The 18,831-nt window shown below is 55.1% G+C and carries 20 protein-coding genes; all 20 read right to left on the reverse strand.

The genetic code is table 11. The features are described 5' to 3' along the window. Positions 1 to 325: 325 nt before the first annotated feature. Positions 326 to 1,186, reverse strand: a complete 861-nt coding sequence (locus tag ETR37_RS12465; protein WP_063193079.1) for a site-2 protease family protein — start codon at positions 1,184 to 1,186, stop codon at positions 326 to 328. Next, on the reverse strand, positions 1,179 to 1,946 hold the full coding sequence (locus ETR37_RS12470) for a M23 family metallopeptidase (protein ID WP_060787742.1): 768 nt from the start codon (positions 1,944 to 1,946) through the stop codon (positions 1,179 to 1,181). Before ETR37_RS12470 ends, ETR37_RS12465 begins: the two co-directional genes overlap by 8 nt. Positions 1,947 to 2,206: 260 nt before the next feature. After that, positions 2,207 to 3,013 carry a septum site-determining protein MinD gene (gene minD / locus ETR37_RS12480; protein ID WP_014196423.1) on the reverse strand — a complete coding sequence of 269 codons (807 nt, stop codon included), beginning with the start codon at positions 3,011 to 3,013 and terminating at the stop codon, positions 2,207 to 2,209. A 2-nt stretch (positions 3,014 to 3,015) separates the two neighbouring features. Continuing rightward, positions 3,016 to 3,708, reverse strand: coding sequence for a septum site-determining protein MinC (minC, locus tag ETR37_RS12485; RefSeq protein WP_013144614.1), 693 nt, complete (start codon positions 3,706 to 3,708; stop codon positions 3,016 to 3,018). A gap of 40 nt (positions 3,709 to 3,748) precedes the next feature. After that, on the reverse strand, positions 3,749 to 4,267 hold the full coding sequence (gene mreD, locus ETR37_RS12490; protein ID WP_129447329.1) for a rod shape-determining protein MreD: 519 nt from the start codon (positions 4,265 to 4,267) through the stop codon (positions 3,749 to 3,751). After that, a complete protein-coding gene (mreC, locus tag ETR37_RS12495; RefSeq protein WP_020278405.1) occupies positions 4,264 to 5,130 on the reverse strand; it encodes a rod shape-determining protein MreC in 867 nt (288 codons plus the stop codon). Before mreC ends, mreD begins: the two co-directional genes overlap by 4 nt. Before the next feature lie 19 nt (positions 5,131 to 5,149). Beyond that, on the reverse strand, positions 5,150 to 6,172 hold the full coding sequence (locus ETR37_RS12500; protein ID WP_011232093.1) for a rod shape-determining protein: 1,023 nt from the start codon (positions 6,170 to 6,172) through the stop codon (positions 5,150 to 5,152). A 157-nt stretch (positions 6,173 to 6,329) separates the two neighbouring features. Next, on the reverse strand, positions 6,330 to 7,010 hold the full coding sequence (gene radC / locus ETR37_RS12505) for a RadC family protein (RefSeq protein ID WP_013144611.1): 681 nt from the start codon (positions 7,008 to 7,010) through the stop codon (positions 6,330 to 6,332). 136 nt (positions 7,011 to 7,146) lie between these two features. Continuing rightward, positions 7,147 to 7,722, reverse strand: coding sequence for a Maf family protein (locus tag ETR37_RS12510; RefSeq protein WP_129447330.1), 576 nt, complete (start codon positions 7,720 to 7,722; stop codon positions 7,147 to 7,149). A 437-nt stretch (positions 7,723 to 8,159) separates the two neighbouring features. Then, a complete protein-coding gene (locus ETR37_RS12515; RefSeq protein ID WP_129447331.1) occupies positions 8,160 to 9,275 on the reverse strand; it encodes a stage II sporulation protein D in 1,116 nt (371 codons plus the stop codon). A gap of 116 nt (positions 9,276 to 9,391) precedes the next feature. After that, positions 9,392 to 9,853 (reverse strand): type II secretion system protein, encoded by a 462-nt coding sequence (locus tag ETR37_RS12520; protein ID WP_011232097.1) that lies wholly within the window; start codon positions 9,851 to 9,853, stop codon positions 9,392 to 9,394. A gap of 21 nt (positions 9,854 to 9,874) precedes the next feature. Then, positions 9,875 to 10,594, reverse strand: coding sequence for a pilus assembly protein PilO (locus ETR37_RS12525; protein WP_129447332.1), 720 nt, complete (start codon positions 10,592 to 10,594; stop codon positions 9,875 to 9,877). After that, complete coding sequence (locus tag ETR37_RS12530) at positions 10,591 to 11,166, reverse strand: fimbrial protein (RefSeq protein WP_129447333.1); 576 nt, start codon at positions 11,164 to 11,166, stop codon at positions 10,591 to 10,593. The genes ETR37_RS12525 and ETR37_RS12530 overlap by 4 nt, the downstream gene beginning before the upstream one ends. Further along, positions 11,156 to 12,094, reverse strand: coding sequence for a type IV pilus biogenesis protein PilM (gene pilM, locus ETR37_RS12535; protein WP_082825830.1), 939 nt, complete (start codon positions 12,092 to 12,094; stop codon positions 11,156 to 11,158). Before pilM ends, ETR37_RS12530 begins: the two co-directional genes overlap by 11 nt. 21 nt (positions 12,095 to 12,115) lie before the next feature. Beyond that, positions 12,116 to 12,871, reverse strand: a complete 756-nt coding sequence (locus ETR37_RS12540; RefSeq protein WP_129447334.1) for a prepilin peptidase — start codon at positions 12,869 to 12,871, stop codon at positions 12,116 to 12,118. A 42-nt stretch (positions 12,872 to 12,913) separates the two neighbouring features. Beyond that, a complete protein-coding gene (locus tag ETR37_RS12545) occupies positions 12,914 to 13,444 on the reverse strand; it encodes a prepilin-type N-terminal cleavage/methylation domain-containing protein (protein WP_129447335.1) in 531 nt (176 codons plus the stop codon). A gap of 85 nt (positions 13,445 to 13,529) precedes the next feature. Continuing rightward, positions 13,530 to 14,741 (reverse strand): type II secretion system F family protein, encoded by a 1,212-nt coding sequence (locus tag ETR37_RS12550; RefSeq protein WP_129447336.1) that lies wholly within the window; start codon positions 14,739 to 14,741, stop codon positions 13,530 to 13,532. Then, on the reverse strand, positions 14,728 to 15,783 hold the full coding sequence (locus ETR37_RS12555) for a type IV pilus twitching motility protein PilT (protein WP_041470558.1): 1,056 nt from the start codon (positions 15,781 to 15,783) through the stop codon (positions 14,728 to 14,730). The genes ETR37_RS12550 and ETR37_RS12555 overlap by 14 nt, the downstream gene beginning before the upstream one ends. Positions 15,784 to 15,795: 12 nt before the next feature. After that, on the reverse strand, positions 15,796 to 17,460 hold the full coding sequence (locus ETR37_RS12560) for a GspE/PulE family protein (protein WP_023633503.1): 1,665 nt from the start codon (positions 17,458 to 17,460) through the stop codon (positions 15,796 to 15,798). Then, a complete protein-coding gene (locus tag ETR37_RS12565) occupies positions 17,457 to 18,827 on the reverse strand; it encodes a G5 domain-containing protein (RefSeq protein WP_129447337.1) in 1,371 nt (456 codons plus the stop codon). The genes ETR37_RS12560 and ETR37_RS12565 overlap by 4 nt, the downstream gene beginning before the upstream one ends. Positions 18,828 to 18,831: the final 4 nt, after the last annotated feature.

Consider the following 18,831-nt stretch of genomic DNA (forward strand, 5'->3'; position numbering starts at 1 on the left):
GGGAATCATTCCTGAATGTCACCCACAAATATTTTACTCACACCTTCGTCCCCCGGCGGGCGATGATGAAACGGTGCAAACGACTATATAGATGCCATTTGAAGCTTTCACATTTGCAGCTTTTGCCGAGCATTGGATCGACTGTCGAGCGACCGAACAACGCCGCTGTCAGACCCATGTATGAGTCTGTGAAGCGAGCGGCTGTTCGGCCTCCCGTCACGCCAAGGTGTGACGAGGGCAAGCCTGTGGCTTGCCTTCATCAGTCGAAAAATAGATAAGCGACTTTTCCATCAAGGATATGTGAAACTTTTATATATAGCCACGATCAATAGATGAGAGCGCCAAGCGGCGCATCGGCTTGTTTTTCGGCAAAAAACGCATGCAGCAGCTCGTTTTCATCGAGCGTCGCCCGTTCGCGCCCGTCGCGAACGACGATGATCGCATGCTTTTGTCCGCGGTAAAATCGCTGCAGCACGGCCGAGATGCGTTCGTCCGCCGGCGCCGTAATCGTCCGCAGCTTTGTATAGCCGCCTTTGTTTCCATAATACCGCTCAAGCAAAAAGCGCATGACGACATACGGATGCTGCTTTTGCTCCTGCCAAAGAGCATGCGCCAAAAAGGCGGCGATCGCCCATAAATCAAGCTGGCGCGGCGCCAACACAAACAAAAGAACGACGCCGACAGCAAGCACGGCGGCCGATATGGCGACCGTGTTCCGGTGCGCTTCGCTGAACGGGCGGCGGTAGGACAGCAGCAAAAACAATAGCTTGCCTCCATCCAGCGGCCAGATCGGCAGCAAGTTCAAAGCGAAAATGGCCGCATTGTAGCGAAAAAAGAGCTCCCAGCTCCCGCCATCCATCATGCCGGCCTTCCACAAAAAAAACGCCGCCGCTGTGAGCCACAGATGCTGGGCCGGCCCGGCGAGCGTCACGATCCACTCCTCGCCAAACGGCCGGTTGCCGTGCTCTTCGACTTCCGCCACTCCGCCGAACGGCAGCAGCAAAATCCGCTTCACCCGCCAAGAGAAAAACGCGGCTGCCGCCGCATGGCCGAGCTCATGAACGAGGACGATGAAAAACAGCAGGCAAAGCTGCTTGAAATGGGCGGTAAGCACCGCGATGCCGCCGATCAGCCATAACAGCGGGTGGACGTGCAGCTTCCCGAGCAGCGCCATATACTTATTCAAAGGAGATCACCTGAATCGGATCGATAAATTCATCTCCTTGTTTAATCGCAAAATAAAACAGCCCTTTCTGTTTATTTGCCTCGCTCGCCTCGGCCGTGCCAACTTCCTGCCCCATTTCAACAAAGTCATACAATTTCACTGAAATGGCCCCCAAATGTCCGTACCACGTCTCCGTGCCGTCCGCATGTTGGATGATGACCGTTTTGCCAAGACGGTCTTTCGTACCGGCAAAGGTGACAATTCCTTCTTTCATCGCTTCCACTTTGGCTCCATTCTCGGTTTCGATCATCACTCCTTGCCCGTTTTGGTCAAAGCTCTCCAACACCCGGCCGGAAGCGGGCACAGCGTAGGAAGGCGCCGGTTTCGTCTTCGTTTCTTTTTGCGGTGCAAAAAAAGCGAGCGGCTCACCGAACGCTTTCTCATACCACGCTGAGACAGCCGCAAACTGAAACTCCGTTTCCATCGTCCGGGCAATAAACTGCCGCGCCGGCTCGAGCGAAGCGGAAGGATGCCGGAACACAATGGCCGTCACGAGCACGAGACAAGCGGCGATGAGGGTTTGAAAAAGAAACCACTCTTTGCGAAACAGCGGATGCGGCTCTGATTCAAACGAATAGCGGTCGTACGTGACGACCGGCAGCCCGTACCGCTCCTCATCAGCGGCGCTCCATCTAGATTCTTTTGGAACCTGCCCCTTATATTGACGTTCCCTTCTTCGTTTTTCAATGCGTTTTTTCATCTCACGGACGCGTCGATCCATACGTCCCCCCTCCACCTTTCCAACAACGTTTGTACTAATTTATGAGACAACCTCATGGAATATGAACGAGCGTTTTTCGCCGCGCCTCGCCGAACACGTCCGCGAACAAATCCCTCAAACGGTTTCACACCAACGTTTCGGCTGAGCGCCGCAACCGATCGATACCATCTGCTTCCGTTGTTACAGATCAGGAATTCCAAACAGCACAACAATTATGAATAAAAAAAGAAGGCCCATTCAACGGCCTTCTTGCGCCAACTTCATGATTTCAAACTAAATATTTTCCGAATCTTTGAAAACAGCCCCTTCTCCTCTTCCTCAAGCGGCGGCAGCGGCACCGACTCGCCGAGGATGCGGCGGGCAATGTTGCGGAAGGCGATCGACGCTTTGCTGTTTGGGTCCAGCACAATCGGCTCGCCGCGGTTCGACGCTTTGATCACGTTTTCATCGTCGGCGATAATGCCGAGCAACTCGATCGATAAATGCGAGATGATTTCGTCGACATCCAACATATCGCCGTTTTTCACCATATGGCTGCGAATGCGGTTGATGATGAGGCGCGGCGGTTTGACGTGCTCCTCCGCTTCAAGCAAGCCGATGATGCGGTCGGCGTCGCGGACCGCCGACACTTCCGGCGTCGTGACGACGATCGCTTCGTCCGCGCCGGCGACAGCGTTGCGATAGCCTTGTTCGATTCCAGCCGGACAGTCGATGAGCACATAATCGTATTCCTGTTTCAGCTCCTCAATGAGCTGTTTCATTTGCGCGGGGTTGACCGCCGACTTATCGCTCGTTTGCGCGGCCGGCAACAAATACAAATGGTTATCGAACCGCTTGTCTTTCACAAGCGCCTTCTGCACCGTGCAACGCCCTTCAACGACATCGACCAAATCATAAATAATTCGGTTCTCAAGCCCAAGCACGACATCGAGGTTGCGCAGCCCGATGTCGGTGTCGACAAGGCACACCCGCTTCCCTAGAATGGCGAGGGCCGTCCCAAGGTTCGCGGTCGTCGTCGTTTTGCCGACGCCGCCTTTTCCGGAAGTGATGACGATCGCTTCTCCCACGGTCACATTCTCCTTTCTAAGCGCGTCAAATTCGGCCGCAAATGCATAAGCAGCTGAAGGCGGTCGACAACAATTTGGTTATGCTCATCAATATAGGCGCATTCCATTTCATTTCCTTCATCCGTTTTCGAATCGGGCGCTCGGCTCATGATGTCGCCGATGCGCAGCTGCATCGGTTTCATGACCGATGCAGCGATGATCGCCTGTTTATTGCCGGCATACCCGGCATGGGCGATGCCGCGCAAGGCGCCGAGAATGAAAATGTTGCCTCCGGCAATGACCGTTCCGCCAGGGTTCACGTCGCCGATCAGCAGCAAATCCCCTTCGACATGAAGCACTTGTCCCGAACGGACAATGCGCGAAACGGGCACAATTTCCGTTTTTCTCATCCATTCTATCGCTTCTGCTTTCGACATGACATTGCTTTCGATCGAATCGACGACCAAATTTTTTGAACGGCGGATGAGCGCACGCACCTCTTCCTCTTGGGCAGGCGTCAAATAGCGGTTCCCAATTTTCAGATGAACAGAGACAAGGGGGCTGTCTGGCGCGACGCCAGCTTGTTTGACAAGCCGCTCCTCGATTTCTTTCAATAAATCGTCATACGAGCAGCGGTCGTCGAGATGCAGCGTCAGCCCATCTTTCGTCCCTTTAATCGTCACATACTGCTGCTTTTGTTTCGCCACAACGTTCACCCCAACGAATAATTCTACAAAACGGGCCGTTTTTCCTCTTTTATTCTTCCTGCTCAAACCGGCGAATTTTGGCCAATCGCCGTTCGAGCGGGTACGAAAAGACGAGCAAAAACGCGACGTTCAGAAGCAGCGTCGGCCATAGACGGCGGTCCCAAAAAACAGAAAACGACCAATCGGTCCGCCCGATCAACAGCTGGATGCCGTAGACATAACTGTCAAGCAGCACAATGGAAAGCAGCGACAAGAGCGATGCAACGAACCAGTTTTGGTGGAACCATTTCATCGCTTTGCCCGCCAAGTAGGCGATAAGCGTATAGGCAAACGCATAAACACCGAGCAGCTCTGTGTAGACGCAGTCATACAGAAACCCGAAGATAAACCCGTACCCCATCGCCCGCGTCCCGCCGAAATGCATCGCTGTGAACACGAGAAAAACAAGAAAAAACCGGGGAACAAAAAAATAGTGGACATACAAGTCGCCTTTTGGCCATATATCAACAAAAAGGCTCTCACTCACAAAACATAACACCGCAAGGAAAGGGAGACGCCACTTGTTCACTTTGCCTCCTCCTTTTCCTGCAGTGCTGCATCGATGGTTCGTTTCACAATCATGACGTCGTCAATATCATACAAGTTGGCAAACGGCTTGACATAGACGACTTTCGTCAATCCGTATTGGTCCGGCTTGACTTCAGTCACCTCACCGATCGGCAGCCCTTTCGGAAACACGCCGCCAAGGCCGGAAGTCAACACTTTTTGCCTTTTTTCCACTTTGGCGTCAATCGGAATTTCTCCGAGCAGCAACTCGCGCCGCTTCTCATCGTAGCCTTCGATCAACCCAAACACGTTTTCCTTTCCTTGGATATAAGCGGAAATGCGGTTGTTTTGGTCAAGCGCGCTTAACAGCTGCACAGTGGACGTAAATTGGGAAGCGTGCTGCACCTTGCCGACAAGCCCCGCTGGGGTGATGACGGCCATATCTTTTTTCACGCCGTGTTGCTCGCCTTTGTTGATGATGATCGTTTCCCGCCAACGATCCGGGTTCCGCCCGATCACCGTCGCCTGAATCGAAACAAAATCACGCAAGCTCTCTTTTTTATCGAGCAACGCGCGCAGCCGTTCGTTTTCTTGCCGCAGCGCCTCGACCTCGGTCTCAAGCGCCGCATATTCCTCAAGTCTTGCCTTCAGCAGTTCGTTTTCCTTATATGTACGGCGAAGATCGCTCACATTTTCAAAGAAGCCCGCGACTTGCTGGGCGGGCTTCCCAAACAGAAGCTGAACAAAACCGACCGTATCTTTTACAAACTGCTCCGGCCACGTCAATTCTTCGCGGCTGCGCAGGGAAAAGCCGATCAACATGACAAGGATGACGATGCTGACGAGCAAAAAAATGAGACGCTTATTCCCAAAAAGCTGTGGCATGCGTCACACCTTCTTACCGTCAGCGATGGTCTCTCGCCTTGTTTTTAAACAAGTCGATGTGGTCGAGCGCTTTCCCGGTGCCAATGGCCACGCAATCAAGCGGATTTTCCGCGACGATGACCGGCATGTCCGTCTCTTTGCTGATGACCTTGTCCAAATTGCGCAACAAAGCGCCGCCGCCTGTCAGCACGATGCCGCGGTCCATAATGTCAGCCGCTAGCTCCGGCGGTGTTTTTTCGAGCGTGTTTTTCACCGACTCGACGATCGCATAGACCGTATCGTGCAGCGCCTCAGCCACTTCTTCGGCGCTGATTTCGATCGTTTTTGGCAGCCCAGTGAGCAAGTCGCGGCCGCGAATTTCCATGTTTCCGATTCCTTCCGGATTTCCGGCTGAGCCGATCTCGACTTTAATCGCCTCCGCCGTCCGTTCTCCGATCATCAAATTGTACGTTTTTCGGATGTATTGAATGATCGCCTCATCCATTTCATCGCCGGCGATGCGAATCGACTGGCTCGTCACGATGCCGCCGAGCGAAATCACGGCCACTTCAGTCGTACCGCCGCCGATGTCGACGACCATGCTCCCGGTCGGCTCCCACACCGGCAAATTGGCGCCGATCGCGGCCGCAAATGGTTCTTCAATCGTATAGGCATCGCGTGCTCCAGCCTGGCGAGTCGCATCGATGACCGCGCGCTCCTCCACGGCTGTGATGCCGTACGGCACGCATACCATCACATACGGCTTGCTGGCAAACAACCCTTTCGTTTTGACGGCCTTGCGAATGAAATATTTCATCATCGTCGCCGTCGTTTCATAATCGGCGATGACGCCGTCTTTCATCGGACGAAGCGCCACGATGTTGCCCGGCGTGCGCCCGATCATGTTTTTCGCTTCATTGCCGACGGCGACGATTTGCTTCGTGTCGCGCTGAATGGCGACAACCGACGGCTCGCGCAAAACGATCCCTTTTCCCTTCACATAAACGAGCGTATTCGCTGTTCCTAAATCAATCCCGAGATCTTTCGTCCCAATTCCAAACATATGATCGATCTTCCTTTCCGAAACGAAATGCATATGATTTTCTATTGACAACATGGATCAGATGTCAAGTCATTTATAAATTGTACAACACCGCCCGAACGGATTCGGAAAAACCCATAGTTGATATTATAACTGATTCGACAAAAAATGAGAACCGTCAGACATAGCCTTTTTCTTTCAAACTGATGAATTTTTGATCGCCGATGATGAGGTGATCCAAGAGCTCGATGCCGATGATGCGGCCGCATTCCGCGAGCCGTTTCGTCACATCGATGTCTTCGCGGCTTGGAGTCGGATCGCCAGAAGGGTGGTTATGCACACAAATGACTGAGGCGGCGGAACGTTTGATCGCCTCTTTAAACACTTCGCGCGGATGGACAATCGAGGCGTTTAAACTGCCGATGAACACCGTTTTGCGGTAGATGACTTGATTTTTCGTATTTAAATAAATGGCGACAAAATGTTCTTGCGATAAAAAGCGCATATCTTCCATGACGTATTTCGCTCCGTCTTCCGGGCAACGAATCACATAGCGGTCGGCGCAGCCGGACTGGTGGATGCGTCGGCCGAGCTCGAGCGCCGCCAAAATTTGCACGGCTTTCGTCGGCCCGATCCCTTTGATGTTCGTCATTTCTTCGACCGTTGCGTCTTTGAGCGACCTCAGCCCCTCAAAATGGCGAAGGAGACGCTGGGCGAGCTGCACGACCGACTCCTCCTTCGTGCCCGTGCGCAACAAAATGGCGATCAGTTCATGGTCGGATAAACTTTCTGGCCCTGATGACAGCAGCCGTTCACGCGGCCGGCTGTCTTTCGGCACATCGCGGATCATCCACGCCATCATACTCCCCCTTTTTTGTTTTGCTTCATCGAAAGATGGAGAGGCTTGAACCGCCCCTCGGTACGACAGCAGAATCCGTTTGCGGGGGCGTTCTTTTGCCAAAAAGGCGCCAGACGGCGGCCGCCTGTGCTTTCATCTATGCCGGCGGCCACCCGAGCCGGCGCAATTCCCTCACCGTCCGCGACAGCGGCAGGCCGACGACCGTCAAATAGTCGCCTTCGATCCGTTTGACAAACAGGGCGGCGCGGCCTTGGATGCCATACGCCCCCGCCTTGTCCATCGGCTCCCCGGTCGCAATATAGGCGGCGATTTCCTCGTCTCCCAGCTCCCAAAACGTGACGGCTGTTTTTTCCGCAAACGATGTGATTGATCCATGAGGGAGTGCGATGGCGACGCCGGTCCATACGTCATGCGTTCGCCCGGACAAGAGCCGCAACATGGCGAATGCTTCTTCTTCCGTGCGCGGCTTCCCTAACAAGCGGCCATCGCACACCACGATTGTATCAGCGCCAAGAACGTACGCATCAGGGACAGACGGCGCCACCGCCTCAACTTTCCGGCGGGCAAGCAGTTGAACCGCTTCATCAGGGGGCGTTCCGGGGGCGATCGTCTCATCGGCTTGACTTTCTTGAACGTCAAACGGCCAACCGGCCAGCTCGAGGATCTGCCTGCGGCGTGGGGAGCGGGAAGCAAGCACGAACCGTGGAGGCATCGTTCATTCTCCTTTCGCTCGTTTCGGCTCGGAAGATTCATTTGTATCGTAGCAAATTTTGCGGTGAAAGGCAATTTTCTGTATAGATGCCATTTGAAGCATGAACCGTTGCAGCTTTTCCAAGTCATTTGAGCGACTGTGGGGCGGCCGAACAACGCCGCTTTCAGATTCATGTATGGGTCTGTGAAGCGGGAGGTTGTTCGGTCGTCCAAGCCACAGGCTTGCCTTCGACAGTCGAAAAATGGACAAACGGCTTTTCCGTCAAGGATATGTGAAACGTTTTCGTTGCCATCTATCTATAATAATTTGTTTTACATCCAGCCGGTCACTCGCCACGTTATATCATAGTCGACTTGTATGGAGATAAATGTAGAAACGAAAAAATCGGAAATTCTTTATTGCAACTTATATGCAATAGGCAAAAAAAAACGGGGCTCCTAGCTCCCTAGCGGCACCAATTTGATATAAGCGGCGAGCGCCTCGAGCAGCTGTTGCTGGGCTTTGGCCAACAGCGCTTCATCCCGTTGCTCTTTGTATGCGGCAAGGGCGACATACGCCTGCTTCAGCGCTTCAACATACCGCCCGACTGTTTTGTCGCTTGAAGCGTTGCTTTTTTCTAACGCGTCATACGCCTTTTGGAGCGCCTGCCAGTCATCTTCTCCTGCTTTCCTGCCGCCAAGCAAAGCCGCGGAGACCGCTGCCATGTTTTCATACAAAACCTCCCCTTTTTGGATGGCCTCCGACCGGCGCGCCGCCGCTTCGGCGGCAAACGACAGCTCTTTGACATACGTGCTTGGCACCCTTTGGCGGTATTGGTCGTTGACCGTCCGCAACGTTTCCTTATCCGCGCCGACGGCGATATAGAGCGCTGCCGGTTTTTGCCCCGCGACGACGACCGGCACGCCTGCTGTTTTGATCGATTCGGACGCCTGCTTGGCCGCCGCCGCATTCGAATAGACGCCAGCTTGAATGACCGCAATGGAAAACGGCGCTCGTACGACGCTTTCTCTTCCTTCTTCGCCCGCCGCTGTTTCAGGCTTTGTCAATTCCGTCATCGCTTCAGATGCCGGCGACGAAGCCAATTTTTCCTTCGGAATGATGCGCAGCACCGTCATGCCAAACGCCATGCCGACCAACGCAGCGACCAACGCGGCGGCGAGCAGCGACTTGGCTTGAGCCGGCAGCCGCCATGTCCGACGTCTGGCGCTTTTCTTTTGTTGCATCGCCTCGGAAACGGAAATGACCCGTTCATCCGCCTCAAGGGCGGCCGCCTCTTCCCAACCCGTCGTTTCAACATCTTCTCGAACTTGCCCATCCTCCACAACCCACAGGCCTGTTGATGGCTTGCCTGCGGATGGCCCGCCTTCTTGAAACGCGCTCACTTGGCGGCTGTCATCCGCCTCGTTTTTGGCTCGCTGTCCTTTCCCTAGATGGCTGTCCACCGGATATCCACCCGACTCCTCGGACGGCCGTCCTTCCGACGAACGCTCCACGGTAAATGGGCGGGGCTTGCCGTTGATATTCACCATAATGCGCATGCGCTGCTTGTCCATTTGGCCACCGTCCTTCTTCATGCTTCGATTTCTTTCGCCTATCTTACCACAAACGGAAAAAAAAAGAACAAGACATTTGTCGTCTTGTCCCCGCTTCTGTTCTTCATTTTCCGACATCAACGGTTGCGAATCGCCTCGGTCCCCAGCGCTTCGACAGGAATCGGCTGCTCGCGCCCCTCATAGGTGCAAAGCTGCTTTGTCTCGCCTTTTAAGCAAACGGCATAATCGATCCCGCCGTCTTCCCGCTTCGTGGCAAGCACGTACGATGGATTCGTTTCCGGCGGCAATACATTTCCGGTAAACGGATCTTCGATTGGATCCAGCAAACCGTTGCCCACCAATTCTCCATACGACAATATGGCAGAAGAACGGGCTGGCAAAAATTCCACTTTCTCGGCGCCGACATACAGCCGCGCCGCTTCATATAGTCCATACGCATCGGAAACAAACGCCCGCTCGCGCGCACGGTCGATCACCGTCCACATGGCAAGACCGACGATCATCGCCACAATACCGATGATGACGAGCACAGCCAAAAGCTCAATGAGGGTCATCCCCCGCTTCATGCGAATGAGCATATCGGCCTTCCACCATCCCCGCTACCGTCCCGAAGGCGGCGCCACTTCCACGAGCGGATTGTCTTTGCCGCTTGGCGGAGGGACATCGCGGATGGGAATGAGCTGCTTCCATTTCTCAAGCTGCGGCGCGTAAAAGGCGCGGACATTGATGGAATAGGCGAGCGGTTGCACGTCGACAGCGGTGGACGTCAACTCCGGCGGGCCGGTAAACGTCAATCCTTCCACCGCCAAAATGCGCTCAGAGTGCTCAAGCACCTCTAAAAACCGTTCAAGCTGATAATAGGAGGGAGATTCCACCGTCAATTGGGCGGTAATAGACTGGATGCCGCTTGGAGGAATCAACGCCTTGTCTCCGGACGCCTTGCTTTCCGCTCCATTCGCGTTCCCTTGCGAAGGAGATTCTCCGGTTCCTTGCCCTTCAGCGAAGCTGACGCTCAATAACCGGCTGTCAGAAATATATTCCGCTTTTTGAAACGCCAGCAACAGTTGGTCGGCGAACGGGCGCACCGGCACTTTCCTCTGCAAAGCCGCCAGGCTCTCTGCCGTTTCTTCTCGATTCCCCGCCGCCTGCTTTTTCATTGCAGCCAACACGTTTTTCTCGCTTTGTACGACCGACTCGAGCCGATCCATTTGTTCGTAGCGCGGCATGAGCACAAAAACATAGAAAGCGGCAAACAAAAGAGCGGCAAGAAGAAACACCCCGGTAAACACGAGCGGCCATTTGCCAAAACGGCCCATCATTCGTTGTCCCCCTCTTTTCTTGTCGGCTGAAGTTCCAGCTCATATTGCGCGATATACCGCGGCACGATCGTTTCCCCCTCTGCCCCGCCGCTTTCGCCGCTGGCCGAGATGCCGGTCAATTTGACGGCTTTGACCAAATGAACTTCCTCAAGCCGATCTAAATAATAGGCCGCTTCTTCCGCCGCATCAAACTGCACTGTCATCGTCACCGTCTTTTGACCGGCATACGAAAAGTTCATGATAAAGCCGCGCTCCGGCAGTTGTTTGGCCAACGCACGCAACAGCGGCACCGTTTTGAGCGGATAACGGTTCGCCCATTCGACCGCTTTAGCAAGCTCTTGCTCAGCTTGCTGCTGCTCCGTCGTTTTTCCCTTCGCCTCCATCGCCGCCTGCTCGGCGCGCACTTGCCGAAGCTCCCCTTCAAGCGCCGCGAGCCGTTGATTCGCACGCTCCATCAGCCAGTAGCCTCCCCCAGCGCCAAGCAGCAGAAGCAAAACGGCGAAGGCCGCCAGCACGGCGCCCGCCGCACGGCGCGGCTCTTTGCGCGGCAGCAAGTTGATGTCAACGATCATGGTCAGCCATTCCTTCTTTCAACGCCAATCCCCAGGCGAGATGATAACGGTCCGGCAACGGATCAAGCGAGCGAGAAAGCCGCTCCGGCGGCACATCAAGCCGCTCTGACATAACGGCAAACACATCGTCAAGCCGCGGATGGTCGCCGGTGAGGAAGAGGCGCGTAATTTGCTGTTTTCCTTGCTGGATGGAAAACGAATAAAAGCTCATCATCCGCTCGATTTCTTTATACACGTCAATAAACGGGTCGACGATCGCCGCCGTCGGCTCCCCGGGCGCCTCAAGCGGCACATGGCGCATAAACTGCGGCAAATGGCGGTGGAAGACGCTCAAATTGACAGCCGATTCGTCAAACTGGACAAGCAAAATGTGGTCGTCCGCCGCGGCTTGTCCGGCAACAAAAAACGGGCGATAGGCGCAAAGCGGGGACACATCGGCCGCCACCGGGCGCAGGCCGGCGTCTTCCAAGAGCGCCGCATATTCGGCCACCGCCTCTTCCGGCGCGGCAAACAACAGCACGTTCAGCACCTCGTTTGTTCTCTCGGCCACGACGTAGTCAAACACCGGATCGGCGAACGGAAGCGGGATCGATTCGCCAAGCTCCATAAACAAATAGCCGCGGATGTCCTCGTCCGGCAAATGAGCGGGAAGCGGCAAATGGCGGATCATCACAAACGGATCGGGAACGACAAAGCGGACACGCCGCCCGTCAAGTTTCCATTCGTCAACACATTCGTCCAAAATCATCGCCAACGTTTCCCGATCGGCGATTTTTCCATCGCGGATGATGCCGGGCGGCAAGGCTCGCTCGCCCCATCGCCTCGCCTCGGGCGGCTGCCCCGGCTTTGCTTCCACATAGCGCAGGACATGATCTTTGATGATGATGTTCGCCTGTTTCGCCTTTCGCCGCCATAACGCCATCTTCATTCCGCTTCCTTTCTGCCGTCTTTACATCATGAGTGAAATATACGCGCGCACGATCGCTTCTCCGAAGAAAAACGCGGTCAACGCCCCGAGTGCGATCGCCGGCGCAAACGGCATCGGCTTGCCGCGCCGCACGCGGCCCAACGCCATGCCGACAAGCCCGATCACCGTTCCGTACAACGTCGCCAAGAAAAACGCGAGCAACACCATTTTCCAACCGAGCACAAACCCAAGCACGGCAAACAGCTTCACATCGCCGCCGCCCATCCCGCCTTTGGACAAAACGGCGATCAGCCATAAAAGCGAAAATCCGACCGCCGCCCCAAGGAGCATATCGGCCCACGGCAAAAACGGAATCACAAGCCGCTCAACCAAAAACAAACCGGCAAACACCAAAAGCACCCGGTCGGGGATGAGCATGTAGCGAAGATCGGAGACGACAATGATGGCAAACAAGCTGATCAACGTCCACGCCACAACGAGCCGCCCGCTCCAGCCGACCCACATCGGCGCGGCCGTAAACAAGGCAGCGGTGGCCAATTCCATCGCCGGGTAAAGGGGAGAAATGCGCCCCCCGCACCCTTTGCACCGCCCGCGCTGCACGACATACGACACAACCGGAATGAGCTCCCCCGCCGATAGCGTCCGTCCGCACGCCGGACAATGCGACCGCGGGCGGACGATCGACTCCCCGACCGGCACCCGCAGCCCGACAACGTTGAAAAATGAGGCGAGGAGGAGGGAGTAGAGGAAAACCAAAGTTAAGGCAATTTGATTCATAGATATTAATTCCTAACGCTTTTTCTATTTCCAGCTATCTTCTTAACTTCCACTTGCGTTGTTGGTCGTCGCAGGCCCAACTACACTGCGTTTAAGATTTTGTTCTTCGACAGCTGCCCCACTATTATGTACCCCCCGTTCATTGTTAATTAATTTGACAAAGTAACTTAGTTTATTATTATTATTTTTGATAAGTACGTAAGAATAATCAGCCTTAGGATCACTACTCAAGCCTGTCTGCATTTGCTGTGCACCTGTACCTTTTTCATACGAATTGGTGCCTCCATCCGGGTCTTTTACTGTTTCTAAATATCCCTTATCTTCTAAGTATTCAAGCGTAACAAGTGTATACTTCCCATTCGCCGGTATCAAATCCTTATCCGCCGTCACGGCGATTTTCGCTGCATTGATCATTTGTTGCGCATTCGAAACGTGCGCGTCTTTTTTCGAATTGTCAATCAACCCCCCGATCGCCGGAATGGCAATCGCCGCAACGATCCCCAAAATGACAATGACGGCGAGCAGTTCGATGAGCGTCAAGCCGCGCTCGTTTTTCAACATCCGTTTGAACATGGTTCACTCTCCCTTTCTTTCATTTTTATCTTGTTTTCTCTATTATTCTACAACATAGGAAGAAAAATAGGAATATATTCTTATCTTATTGTTGAATATGGTTGAAAATATCATACATCGGCACGATGATCGAAGTGACGATCGTCCCGACGATGCCGGCGAGAAGCACGATCATAAGCGGTTCGATGAGCGATTTCAATCGGTCGGTGGCCGCATCGACTTCCGCTTCGTAAAAATCGGCGACTTTGCCGAGCATGGCGTCAAGCGCACCGGTCTGTTCGCCGATCGTGATCATTTGCGCAACAAGCGGCGGAAACGCCCAATGGCGGCGGAGCGGCTCCGAGAGCGATTGCCCGCGCTCGAGGGAGGTTCGCGCTTCAGCCAGCACAGATGCGATCACTTCATTTTCCACGACGCGCCCGGCGATAGAAAGCGCCTCTAAAATCGGCACCGAGCTTGCAACAAGCGAGCTGAGCGTCCGCGTCAGGCGGGCGAGCGCCGCCTTTTGCACGAGCGTGCCAAAAATCGGCATCCGCAGGGCGGCATAATCCAAATAGTACTTCGTTGTCTTTTGCCGCCGAAGAACCACAAACGATGCGTACACGCCGGCAAAAAGCAGGACGACGGCCCACCAATACCGCTGCATCACACTGCTTGCTTTGAGCACAAACTTCGTAATCGCCGGCAGTTCAGCGTGGAACTCGGCGAACATCTCGACGAACGTTGGCACAACGGCGACAAGCAAAAAAATAACGACCGCGGTGGCAATGATGGCAACAGCAATCGGATAGGCGAGCGCCGAGGCGATTTTTTGCCGCGTCCGATGCATTTTTTCAAAATGATCGGCCAAGCGGTCAAGCGTCTCGTCAAGCGTCCCGCTCGCTTCACCGGCGCGCACCATGTTGACAAACAGCGGCGGAAAGATGCGCGGATGATTCGCCGCTGCCGCTGAGAGCGGGTTCCCGCCGCGCAATGACTGTTCGATGTCAAGAAGCGTCTTAGCGAGCGGCTTGCTTTCCGTTTGCTCCGCCAAAATGCGGATCGAATCGACGATCGTCACTCCGGCGCGCACAAGCGTTGCGAACTGGCGCAAAAAGATGACAAAGTGCTGCAGTTTGACGGCGCGGCCAAACGAAATTTCTTTGTTCCATATGGACGGCGGCACTTCGGCAAGCGCCAGCGGGCGAATTCCTTTTTCCCGAAGCTTTGCCGCCGCCTCGCGCCGCGAAACGGCAGTGATCACCCCAGCTTTTTTCCGTCCGCTTCGGTCGCGCCCCTCGTACTTAAACTGCGCCATCGTCCCCACGCTCCCCTGCCAAATACACTTCAGCCGCCAGCGGATCGATGCGTCCAGCGGCTGCAAGTTCCTTAACGCTCATTTCCATCGTCTGCATGCCGAGGCTGCGGCTCGTTTGCATAATATTGATGATTTGATGTTCTTTTTCGTTGCGGATTAAGTTGGCGACGGCCGCATTGTTCACTAAAATTTCCAGCGCTGCCGTCCGCCCGGTTTTGTGTCTGTTTGGAAACAAGCGCTGAGCGATGATGGCCACGAGCACGGAAGCAAGCTGCAGCCGGATTTGCGCCTGCTGGGCCGGCGGAAAGACGTCAATCATCCGCTCAATCGCCGCCGGCGCGCTCGCCGTATGAAGCGTGCCAAGCACTAAATGGCCCGTTTCCGCGGCGGTGATTGCCGTTTGGATTGTTTCCAAATCGCGCATTTCCCCGACTAAAATGACGTCTGGATCTTGACGAAGCGCAGCACGCAATCCGGCGGCAAAACTGCCAGTGTCGAATCCCACCTCGCGTTGGTCGATGATCGATTTCCCGTGTTTATGCAAATACTCGATTGGATCTTCCAGCGTGATGATATGTTTCGACATCGTTTTGTTCATATAGTCGATCATCGCCGCCAATGTCGTCGATTTGCCGCTGCCGGTCGGTCCGGTGACAAGCACGAGTCCGTGCGGCTTTTCGGCGATGCGCTTTAAAACATCCGGCAGGCCAAGCTCCTCCAGCGTCGGGATGCGCACCGGGATGAGGCGCACGGCGAGCGACACGCATGACCGCTGTTTAAACACGTTTAAGCGAAAGCGGGAAACGCCGGCAATGCCATACGAAAAATCAAGCTCTCCGGTTTCCTGAAACTGCTGCCAAAGCGGCGCCGGAATGACGGCTTTCGCCATTTGCTCTGTTTCCTCCGGGTGCAGGCGCTCATGGCCGTAAGCTCTCAACTCCCCGTTCACGCGAAAAATCGGCGGCGCACCGACGGTCAAATGCACGTCGGAAGCGCGGCATTCAAAGGCCGCGCGCAATAACGCCTCAAGCTTTTCCTTCATCCGTCTCACCCATCAATGCAAAATGGCCACTTTCAGCACTTCTTCAAGCGTGGTCAACCCTTGCTTCACTTTCAACAGCCCATCATCCAGCAAAAAAATCATTTTGTTTTGCAGGGCAAGCTCTCGCAATTTCGAAAACGGCTCGTTGTTTAAAATGACGCGCCGCATCTCATCGGTGACAACAAGCAGCTCGTGAATCGCCAGCCGTCCGCGGTAACCGGTCATGTTGCACATCGGGCAGCCGCGGCCGCGGACAAGTTGATGAACCTCAATGCCGCGGCGGGCGAAAATGTCCCGCTCCCGCTTCGTCGGCTCATACACCTCTTGGCAGTCGCGGCAGACGCGGCGCACAAGCCGCTGCGAGACAACGCCGGCGAGCGATGTGGCCACTAAAAACGGCTCAATCCCCATATCGATCAGGCGGGTGATCGTGCTTAATGCATCGTTCGTATGGAGCGTGCTCAACACTAAATGACCGGTGAGCGAAGCGCGGATCGCCACTTCCGCCGTCTCGCGGTCGCGAATCTCCCCAACCATGATGATGTTCGGGTCTTGACGCAAAATCGAGCGGAGCCCTTGGGCGAACGTCAAGCCGACATTCGGGTTGACTTGAATTTGGTTGACGCCCTCGATCTGATATTCGACTGGATCTTCAATCGTAATAATGTTCACGTGCTCGCTGTTTAAATGGTTGAGCGCCGCATAGAGCGTCGACGATTTCCCCGAACCGGTCGGTCCGGTGATCAAGACGATGCCGTTCGGCCGCTCGATCAAGCGGATGAACCGATCTAAATTGACCGGGTTGAAACCAAGTTTATGAATATCGTTTAAAGCTGCGCCCAAGTCGAGGACGCGCATGACGATTTTCTCACCGTATACGGTCGGCAGCGTTGAAACGCGCAAATCGACCGGATGAAAATCGATGTCCATTTTGATCCGCCCGTCTTGCGGCACGCGGTGTTCGGTGATGTCCATATTGGCCAAAATTTTAATTCTCGCCGTCAACATGCTTTGCATATGTTTCGGCAGCGCGCGTTCGGTGCGAAGCAGGCCGTCGATCCGATAGCGGATGAGCACTTTCGTCTCCTGTGGATCGATATGAATGTCGCTCGCCCGCTGTTCAACAGCAAGCTGCAAAATTTGGTTCACCAAACGAACGATGGGAGAATCGTCCTCAGCAGCCCGCTCGTCGTCGCGCACCTCAGGCGGCGGCGTTTGCAAAAAATCCTCAAATGCTTCGTCGATGTCGTAATATTTATTGATCGCCCGCAAAATATCGTCTTTTGAAGCGATCGCCGTTTCAATTTGAAACCCGGTCGACAGGCGCAAATCGTCGATGGCAAAAAAGTCCATTGGATCGGCCATGGCAACGAGCAACCGATCGCCTTCCACCTTGAGCGGCATGACCATATGGCGGCGGGCAAACTCTTTCGGCACGAGGTTTGTCGCTTTCGGATCGATCGGGTACCGGTACAAACTGACGTGCGGAATGCCGAGCTGAAACTCGAGCGCCTCAATCAGCTGCTGTTCGGTGATGTAGCCGCGCTGCAACAAGGCGTCGCCGAGCTTTTGCCCGGGCGCCTTCTCGCGCAGCGCCTCGGCCAGCTGGCTTTCGGTGATCAATCCCGCTTCGACAAGCAAATCACCAAGCCGTTTCCGTTCCTGCTTTTTGCTCATTTTTCCTCCCCTCCGCCCGCATCCGTCTTCTCTTCACTGCCAGCGGCGGGGGCCGATTCCCCGTTGCTCGCCTCATCGCCTTTCTTTGACGCGGTCCCGCTCTCTATATTCCCGCCGCTGTTTTTCGCAGTCGAATTCGGTTGGTTCGCCGCTCCGTTGTTTTCCGTCACCCCATTCGCCGGCTCCATCGTTCCGCCTTCTCCGTCGCCGCTTTGCCCAACATTGCTTTCCGGCACTTCAAGGCCGCGCACGTGAATCGTATACGTTGGCGGATAAAAATCTTCGCTCACCGTTTCTTTGCGCACGAACCGAGCGCCGTCGCGCACTTCGCGTTCCACCGTCACAACCAGCCCCGGCCGCCCGATCTGTTCCGTCCTCTTCTCGCCCGGCGCCAGGCGCGCGTCATAGCGGACGATGACACGCGGTTCGATAGACTCCGCCTCGCCTAGGCGAATGATATATTGATAGGCAAACGGCAACCCGATAATGGCAACACGCACCTTTCGTCCATCATGCCGGAGAAGAAGCGTGTAGTCGGTCGTGTTTGGGTTGAACCATTCCAAATCGCGGCCGCCGCTAATGGCCGCCTCAAAACCGGGCGTCACTCCATCCGGCAACATACGGCTCGTATAGCGCTCCACGACAGTGAAATTGGTCGCCAGCACCGCCCGGTACACCGCTGAAGCGATCGCATCGGCCGCTTCATCGGACAAATCGGCCTTCACCTTTTTCATATAATCGCCAAACGAAAACAGCTGTTTCGCTTTGATCACCGCGCGCCGCTCGCCAGACAGCCAGCGGACGGCCGAAGAGTCAGGCACCGATGCGGCCGCTTCGCTGACGACCGGCTGCCGGCCGTTTGCAAACGATATGTAGCGAGCCAAGTCGATCGGAGATGATGGCTTTTGCAGCTGAGCCGCCTGTCCCTCTAAATCCGCCCCAAGCTTCTTGATGTCAAGCGCCGATAACGCCGCCGGCGGAACGATGGATGCCGCCGCTTGGAGGCATTTTTCTAAATCAGCGATCACAAACAGCGGCGTGCGCCTCCCGTCGACAAACCGCTTCGTGCTCTCGGCAAGACGGAACGCAAACGCGTCCGCCGGCAGGTCAATGCGCTTTTCTTGGTACTGCAAAGAAATGGAAGCGGTCGCCCGCCACTCATTCACCCGCTCGACAACCGCCTGTCGGGCTCTTTCGGGCGTCATGCCGGAGAGTGACACCGGACCGACCGCCGTGCCCGGGCCAAGGCGGCCGTCATCCGGGGCCAAAACATCATAGGCGAAGGTGCCCAGATGCGAAAAAGCGATAAAATAAACGGTGCAAACAGCCATGACAACAAACAATTTCCACGCGGCAGCCTTTTTCACCGCC

This window comes from Geobacillus sp. PK12 (assembly GCF_004123125.1).
GTDB lineage: Bacteria > Bacillota > Bacilli > Bacillales > Anoxybacillaceae > Geobacillus > Geobacillus zalihae.